Origin of the sequence: Microbacterium sp. H6 (assembly GCF_003314775.1) — a bacterium.
GTDB lineage: Bacteria > Actinomycetota > Actinomycetes > Actinomycetales > Microbacteriaceae > Microbacterium > Microbacterium oxydans.
In genome coordinates this window covers 13,270-20,428 of the sequence record NZ_QOAY01000020.1, presented here as the reverse complement: position 1 = coordinate 20,428, position 7,159 = coordinate 13,270, and the positions used below count along the sequence as shown (strand labels likewise).

9 protein-coding genes and 1 pseudogene are annotated in these 7,159 nt (G+C 69.3%); 6 read left to right on the top strand and 4 right to left on the bottom strand.

Annotation, left to right across the window (positions count from 1 at the left end; translation table 11 throughout):
* The 3 genes and pseudogenes from DSP71_RS00985 to DSP71_RS00975 form a co-directional block, all read left to right on the top strand.
* Positions 1-395: pseudogene (locus tag DSP71_RS00985) on the top strand (hypothetical protein); the annotation flags it as partial.
* Positions 392-2,572, top strand: a complete 2,181-nt coding sequence (locus tag DSP71_RS00980) for a YhgE/Pip domain-containing protein (protein WP_113680137.1) — start codon at positions 392-394, stop codon at positions 2,570-2,572. The pseudogene DSP71_RS00985 and the gene DSP71_RS00980, both read left to right, overlap by 4 nt.
* Positions 2,569-3,219: a TetR/AcrR family transcriptional regulator gene (locus tag DSP71_RS00975; protein ID WP_046747624.1), complete on the top strand. Its 651-nt coding sequence runs from the start codon at positions 2,569-2,571 to the stop codon at positions 3,217-3,219. Before DSP71_RS00980 ends, DSP71_RS00975 begins: the two co-directional genes overlap by 4 nt.
* Before the next feature lie 18 nt (positions 3,220-3,237).
* On the opposite strand, the gene DSP71_RS00970 is transcribed toward DSP71_RS00975, so the two are convergent.
* From DSP71_RS00970 to DSP71_RS00960, 3 genes are all read right to left on the bottom strand, one after another.
* On the bottom strand, positions 3,238-3,681 hold the full coding sequence (locus DSP71_RS00970) for a BLUF domain-containing protein (RefSeq protein ID WP_113680136.1): 444 nt from the start codon (positions 3,679-3,681) through the stop codon (positions 3,238-3,240).
* Positions 3,678-3,932 (bottom strand): hypothetical protein, encoded by a 255-nt coding sequence (locus tag DSP71_RS00965; RefSeq protein ID WP_113680135.1) that lies wholly within the window; start codon positions 3,930-3,932, stop codon positions 3,678-3,680. The genes DSP71_RS00970 and DSP71_RS00965 overlap by 4 nt, the downstream gene beginning before the upstream one ends.
* A 63-nt stretch (positions 3,933-3,995) precedes the next feature.
* Positions 3,996-4,346, bottom strand: coding sequence for a hypothetical protein (locus DSP71_RS00960; RefSeq protein ID WP_058630718.1), 351 nt, complete (start codon positions 4,344-4,346; stop codon positions 3,996-3,998).
* Positions 4,347-4,707: 361 nt separating this feature from the next.
* On the opposite strand from DSP71_RS00960, the gene DSP71_RS00955 reads away from it, so the two are divergent.
* The 3 genes from DSP71_RS00955 (at position 4,708) to DSP71_RS21795 (ending at position 6,630) form a co-directional block, all read left to right on the top strand.
* On the top strand, positions 4,708-6,108 hold the full coding sequence (locus tag DSP71_RS00955) for a threonine/serine exporter ThrE family protein (protein WP_046747621.1): 1,401 nt from the start codon (positions 4,708-4,710) through the stop codon (positions 6,106-6,108).
* A 146-nt stretch (positions 6,109-6,254) separates the two neighbouring features.
* Positions 6,255-6,413, top strand: coding sequence for a hypothetical protein (locus tag DSP71_RS21800; protein WP_157543557.1), 159 nt, complete (start codon positions 6,255-6,257; stop codon positions 6,411-6,413).
* Positions 6,414-6,459: 46 nt separating this feature from the next.
* Positions 6,460-6,630, top strand: coding sequence for a hypothetical protein (locus tag DSP71_RS21795; protein WP_157543558.1), 171 nt, complete (start codon positions 6,460-6,462; stop codon positions 6,628-6,630).
* A 50-nt stretch (positions 6,631-6,680) separates the two neighbouring features.
* Here DSP71_RS21795 and DSP71_RS00950 read toward each other — a convergent pair.
* The coding region (locus tag DSP71_RS00950) for a hypothetical protein (RefSeq protein ID WP_181800627.1) at positions 6,681-7,159 on the bottom strand (479 nt) is incomplete at its 5' end.

The window sequence follows — 7,159 nt, the reverse complement described above, 5'->3', positions numbered from 1 at the left end:
GGACCGCTGCCCACGACGTGGCCACGACCGCTCCGCTCACCAGGACCGCGCCCGCTGCCGATACCGAGACGGCTGCCGACACCGCGCCCGCTGCCGACACCGAGACGGCTTCGGGTGCCGAGGCACACGCGCTGCTCACCGAGTGGTTCGAGCCGGAAGGAGAAACGGAGTCGGTCGAGGAGCCCGAGGGCCCGGCCCCCGAGCCCGACAGCTCCGCATCCGCCACCGCTGAGGGCCGACCCGCAGAGCGCCGAACCGCCGAACCCGACACCGCGCCCGAACTCATAACTGAAGACGACACGGCCGAAGAACACACCGCAGAACAAGACACCGCTGAACAAGACACCGCAGAACAAGACACCGCCGAGCGAGCCGAAGGGGAGGACCGCGCGTGAAGAACATCCTGGATCTGACGCGCCGCGACGTACGTCACGCCACCCAGAACGTGATGGCCTGCATCGTGCTGTTCGGCCTCGTCGTCATCCCGTCGCTGTTCACGTGGTTCAACGTCATCGCCAGCTGGGATCCGTTCGCCAACACCAAGGATCTGAAGATCGCGGTCGCGAGCACGGATGCCGGGTACGAGAGCGATCTCGTGCCGATCCGCGTGAACGTCGGCGAGCAGGTGCTCTCACAGCTGCGCGGGAACGACCAGCTCGACTGGGTCATCACGGACGAGCGCGATGCGATCGACGGGACGAAGTCGGGCGAGTACTACGCCGCCATCGTGCTGCCGGAGACGTTCAGCGCCGACATGCTGACGTTCTATGCCGACGGCGGCGACCGCACCCACATCGCGCTCTACACGAACGAGAAGAAGAATGCCCTGGCCCCCAAGATCACGGGGCAGGGTGCGGAAGGAGTGTCGTCCGCGATCAGCGACACGTTCGCCCAGACCCTCGGCGACGTGGCGCTCGGCCTCGTCTCATCGATGTCGGACTACCTCACGGATGACGACACGCAGGCGGCGCTGAACCGCATCGAGGCGCGACTCGGCAGCGTCGGAGATCAGCTGCGGTCCGGAGCGACGACCGCCGACACGTTCACCGCTCTGCTCGAGGCGAGTCGTCCTCTGTTGGAAAGCGCCTCTGGCCTGGTCGGTTCGGCCGGCGATGCGTTCAAGGACACCTCTGGCGCCCTCGGCAGCGGTGTGGATGCGGCGGGCGCTCTCAAGTCGACCCTGCAGACGGCCGCGCAGTCGCTGGCGGACGCCCTCGCGGCGACGTCGAGCAGCTACGACGCCGTCGGTCAGCGCATCGACGAGCTGTACGCCGGCGCGGACTCGCTCAGCGGAAGCCAGGTGCAGGCGATCACCACGCTCGCCGAGCGCGTGCAGCAGCAGATCGACCAGTACCAGGCCGTGAAGAACACCTTGGAGACCCAGGTCGGACCGAACCTGCCGGATTCCGCGCAGTCCGACTTCGACGCGGTGATCAGCCGACTCGACGAGGCGATCGCGCGCCAGCAGGCCCTGCAGCAGCGGCTCCAGGACACGGCGACGCAGATCGCGGCCGGCAACGACGCGGCGCAGGGCTCCCACCAGGAGATCAGCGCCGCGATCGCCGACGCCAAGAAGGCGATCGCCGACGCGCGAACCGCGTACGACGACGGGCTCAAGACGAAGCTGAACGCCCTCTCGTCGACGCTCGCGCAGATCGGCTCCGACGTCTCGGCGATCCGCTCCGACCTGTCCGGCATCACGTCGGGTCTGTCCGGGGCGTCCGACTCCGTACTGTCCACCCTGTCCCGTGCCCAGGAGGCCACGACCGGGCTGTCGGCGGCGCTGAACTCCCTGGCCGACAGGTTCGACGGCGTGCAGCAGTCCATCGGAAAAGCCGCCGACACCGGTGACCTCAGTGCCCTGGTCGGCGCGGACCCCGGTGTGCTGGCGACCTCGCTCGCCGAGCCCGTGCGTCTCGACCGCACGGCGGTGTTCCCCGTGGCAGGCTTCGGCGCGGCCATGGCTCCGCTGTACATGATCCTCGCCCTGTGGGTGGGCGCTCTTCTGATGACCGTGACGATCCGCACGGACGTGAACGCCGAGACGCTGCCCGACCGGCCGGAGCTCACCCCCACGCAGAAGTACCTCGGCCGCTACGGCGTCTTCGGTCTGGTGGGCCTCGCGCAGAGCACGCTCCTGACGCTCGGACTGATCCTGTTCGTGCAGATCGAACCGGCGCATCCGCTGCTGCTGATCCTGGCGGGGTGGGCGATCTCGACCGTGTTCACCCTGATCGTCTACACCGCGGTCGTGGCGTTCGGCAACGCGGGCAAGGCGCTGTCGGTGCTGCTCCTGGTGATCCAGATCTCGGGCTCGGGCGGCGCGTACCCCCTGCAGTTGCTGCCGGACTGGTTCCAGAGCATCAGCCCCTTCCTTCCCGCGACCTACGCGGTGAACATGGTTCGCTCGGCGATCGCCGGCGTCTATCAGGGCGACTTCTGGTGGTCGCTCGGTGCTCTCGCGCTGTTCATCGTCCCCGCTCTCCTCCTCGGTCTCGTGCTGCGGCGACCGCTCGTGAACTACAACCGCAAGCTGGTCGATGCTCTCGCCTCGACCAAGGTGATGTCGTGAGCACCGCGACTCCGCGAGACGGGCAGGAGACCGCCGCTCCGGCTCCGCGCCGGCGTCGCGATGCCCTGGCCAACCGAGAGTCCCTGCTGCGGGCGGCGCAATCGGTGCTCGCGACCAATCCCACAGCCTCCCTCGATGCGATCGCGCAGGCCGCGGGTCTCACACGCCGAGCCGTCTACGGCCACTTCGCCGACCGCGACAGCCTGCTGCGCGAGGTGATCGCGGTGGGGGCGCAGCGCTTCAACGCGATCGCCGAGACCACGGACGAGTCCGATCCGCGCGTGACCCTGGCGCGGATGGCGACTCGGCTCTGGCGGGAGGCTTCGGCCGTGCGCGCTTCGGCGAACATCGCACTCGACGACGCGCATCTGGCGGACACCGTCCGCGCCCTGGCTCCGCTGCGACGACGCATCCGCGACCTGACCGCAGTGGGGGTGGGATCGGGAGCTTTCCGCGGCGACATGCCCCCTGAACTGCTCGCCTTCCTGATCGAGGAGACGGCCAGGGCCACGCTGCGCGAGCTGCGGCTGACCACGACCGACGCCGACGCGACCGTCGTGCGCGTGGTGCTCAGCATCGTGGGGCTCTCCTGGACCGAGCAGGCCGAGCTCATCGACGCGCATCCCGAGATCTTCGCCCGGGGCTGAGCGCCTGCTGACGCGTGCTCAGTCGCGCGCCCGTACCCGGAACCACAGGGTGAGTTCGTTCAGTGCCCTGAGCGTGGTGTCGACGTCTGCACCGGCGTCCAGGTCGGCGAACGAGTCCCGGAAGCCCGAAGGGCGGCTCTCGCCGACGTGCAGGGCGCGATACCCCATGGTCCAGTCCGGAAAGCGGCGCTCGGTGATCGACTGCGTCAGGAGCACGCGCAGGTCGCGGTGCCGGGAGTCACGGCGGATGGTGTCGACGAGGCCGGCGATCGTGTCCGCCTGCCCCTCCAGCACCTGGATGAAGCGACCGTCTCGGTGAAGGAGCATGCCGGTGATGCCGCGCCCGTCGTTGAGGCGACGACACACGGCGAGCAGCTGCTCGAGCGCGGTCTCCCTGAACGGCTGTGCCGCCGTGCTGGTGTAGACGAGCGACACCAGACCGGTGGCCGAAGCCGAGCTCACAGCGCGGCCCCCTGCCCGCCGTCGTGGATCTCGGACGATGCCGCGTCTGTCGGCTGCTCGACCGCGGCGGTCGCTGCCCGCAGGGTCGGGAAGTCGCCGAGCGACCGTGATCGGGCATCGAATGCGCGGTACTCGCCGTCCGGCTGCCTGTCGATGTATCCGAGGAAGTCGCCGCGGCGGCTCCCGACATGGAAACCCTCCTCGACGCATGCCCAGAGGACGTCGGGATCGGGCAGGGCGGAGTTCAGCACCTCAGCAGACTAGGCGCACGGTATCCGTTACGCGCTCCCCTTTACAGCGGTCGCGTCGGTGCGCTACGCACGTGCCCCGTGGTCGATGTCGAAGTCGATCGACGCGATCCCGATCTCATCATCCTCATCCTCATCCCCGGTGGCGCGCTGGGGGAAGAGGGGGTGGCGTCGGATCTCCGCTGCCTCGTCGGAGAAGTCCGGATCGTCGCCGTCGGAGGTCTGCGGCCCGACCAGGAGGTCGTTGCCGACGCCGACGATCAGATCGGCGGAATCCTTCTTCCCATCGATGACGATCGGGAGCCGGAGCGCCGCCGACTCGCCTTCGCTCGCGATGGCGGCGGCGAGCGCGACGAGCGCGTCGGCGACGTCATCGGTCGTGACCACCTGTTGGCCTGCATAGGACACGAGTTTCATATCCGCGACGGTGCCACGATCGGCGCAGCACACCCAAGGGGGTTGCATCGTGGCCCTCTCGAACGCTAACCATGCCCACCGCGTCGCTACCAGCGCGTCGGGGTTTCCGTCAAGGGAGGGTGTCCGATGGCAGTGTTGCCGCGGCTCCCGCGTATCGTGGCCGAAGCGAAGAGTCGCTTCAGCGCTCTACGCCGGTCGAACCGGCGGCGTGCTCGGATTCTCTCTCGGGTCCGGGCGGCGGCTCGGGGGCCGGTGCGCATACGCACCCGCTCATTCGATCTCGCCGGTCCTCCGCGTTCGGGTCGCGGAGGACCGGACAGTCTTCCCCGCGATCGGCGGCACCGGCGAGAGAATGGACCATATGTCCGCGAACTCCCGCCGGCCGCTGCTCTCCTCCGTACGTCGCCTGTTGCACACCGATCCTTCGACGGTCGCGCACACCGAGGCCATGCCCGTCATCGACGAGCGCACGGTCCCCCGCGTGCTCGACCTCGCGACGCGCATCGGGGAGTCGATGTTCGCCGTCGGCGCCTCCGCGCACGAGGTCACGCTCGCGATCACGCGGGTGTGCGACGCCTACGGGATGCGCGGCGTGCAGGTCGACGTCACGTACAACTCCATCACGGTGTCGTTCCACCTGAGCGGCGAGGTCTGGCCCGAGACCCTGGTGCGGGTGGTGCGGGTGACCGCGCCCGATCACGCGAAGCTGCAGCGTGTGCAGGCCCTGGTCGCCGACATCGACGGCGGCCTCGACCTCGAATCCGCCCGCACCACGTTCCGCGCCATCCGGCGTGTGCCGTTCCGCTACCAGCAGCCGGTCGTGATCGTCGCGCGCGCTCTGCTCGCGGTCGGGGTCAGCATCATGCTCGGTGCCGCACCGATCATCGTCGGACTCACATTCGTCGCCGCGCTGTGCGCAGCCCTGACCCAGGCCGGGCTCGCGCGACTCCGCGTCCCCCTGTTCTTCAGCCAGATCGCGGGAGGCCTGGTGACGACGATCGTGGCCGTGGTGGTCTCGGCGCTCGGCACCGCGGGGATCGAGCCGTTCGTCGGCATCCGCCCATCGATCATCGTGGCCTCGGGCATCGTGCTGATGCTCGCCGGTCTCACGGTGGTCGGCGCGGCACAGGATGCGATCGACGGCTTCGCCCTCACCGCAGGCGGGCGCATCCTGGATCTGACCATGCAGACCCTCGGCGTGGTGATCGGAATCCTCGTCGGCCTCGAACTCGGCGGCGTCCTGGGCTTCACGATGGACCTCCCGGACGACCCCGCACCGTTCGGGCCACCCGTGAACCAGTTCGCCGGTGCGATCATCATCGCGGTCGCCGTCGCGGTGTTCAACGGCGCCGGCATCCGGATCATCCTGGTCAGCGCGCTCCTGAGCGCCGTGACCCTCGCGGGCTACACGGGATCGGTGGCGCTGAACCTGCACCCCGCGGCGGCGAGCGCGGTGGGCGCGCTGCTGGCGAGCTTCCTCGGGATGCTGATCGCGCGAAACCTGCATGTCCCCTCGGTCGCGGTGACCACGGCGGCGATCGTGCCGCTCGTTCCCGGAGTGGCCGTGTTCCAGGGCCTGCTCGAGATGGTCCACGCGGCGGGCACGTCGACGGGGATGCTGCTCGCCGGCGGTTCCCTCATCGATGCGGCCGTGATCGGGATCGGTCTGGCCTCCGGTGCCTCGCTCGGCCTCTACCTCGGAACCCCCGTCCGCGCCACCCTCGCCAGCGTCGCGAAGACCCGAGCCCGCACCCGCCGCTGACCCCGCCCCCTTTCCCCCGAGCGCACGCCCGCCGAGCTGCAACCGGGATTGTCCGCTCGCGGGCGCCCACCTGTCAACGGGCAGACGGACCGCACGGAAGTCAGGCGACACTGGTCGACCAGCCCACTGATCGATCGGAGAACCGCATGTCAGATCCCCAGCACCACTCAGACGACACCCCCGAGGTCGAAGCCCAGGGCATCGACCCGGACATGCCATCGACCGACGACGACATCGACGACGACGACACCGACGAGGACGAGGACACCGACGAGGACGGCATCGACGTCGAAGACCTGCCCTGAGAACGTCGACGCGCGTCGAGAACCCACAGCGACCAAGGAGGCTCCCGTGAGCACGAACGACCGGAACGACATCAGCACCGAGCCCTCTCCCGGGCCAGAGGACAACGACAACCTCGGGGCCGAGGACGGCAAGGGAACCCCGCCGACCGTGCCGCCGACGGACAAGGACGCCGGCACGGACGACAGCACCGACGCCGAGAACCCCGGCAAAGACTGACGGCCTTCAGCAGGTGAGAGGAGCGCCTTCGCGGACTTCCGCGGGGGCGCTCAGCCCTGTCCCGGCTTGCCCAGCATCTCTCCGGGCGCGAGGGAAGGACACGTCGCCGAAGCGCTGAGGGCCGCGACCTCCGCCCGGATCGCGACGCCCGAGTCCATCTTCGCGACGGTGTAGACGACGCCCTGCTGCGATTCGTCGGCGGGGATGTAGCCGATGAGCACGCCGTCGAGGTTCGGATCCTCGGGCCACGCCATGCCCGATGCCGTGCTGACGAGATCCGCTGTCGGGTTCTCTCGCAACCAGTTCGCAGCCCCTGCAACCGTCGAGTCGGCCACGGTCCAGTAGCCCTCGAGCTGGGCGACCGGCTGGCACGGCCACCCCTGGTAGGAGCCGAACGAGACCGGCTTCTCGGTCACGCGCACAGCCCCCGGCGGCACGACGGCCGCATCCAGCCAGGCCTGTGCCTGCTCCTCGGCTGCTGCGTCGACTCCCGCGGGCGGTGCGCTCTGCGTGGCGGTGGGTTCGGACG

What these genes read in the sequence shown, in the direction of transcription:
- DSP71_RS00960 (WP_058630718.1), bottom strand. Translation starts at nt 4,346, where the DNA reads ATGAAACTCGTGTCCTATGCAGGCCAACAGGTGGTCACGACCGATGAC.
- DSP71_RS00955 (WP_046747621.1), top strand. Translation starts at nt 4,708, where the DNA reads ATGTCCGCGAACTCCCGCCGGCCGCTGCTCTCCTCCGTACGTCGCCTG.
- DSP71_RS21800 (WP_157543557.1), top strand. Translation starts at nt 6,255, where the DNA reads ATGTCAGATCCCCAGCACCACTCAGACGACACCCCCGAGGTCGAAGCC.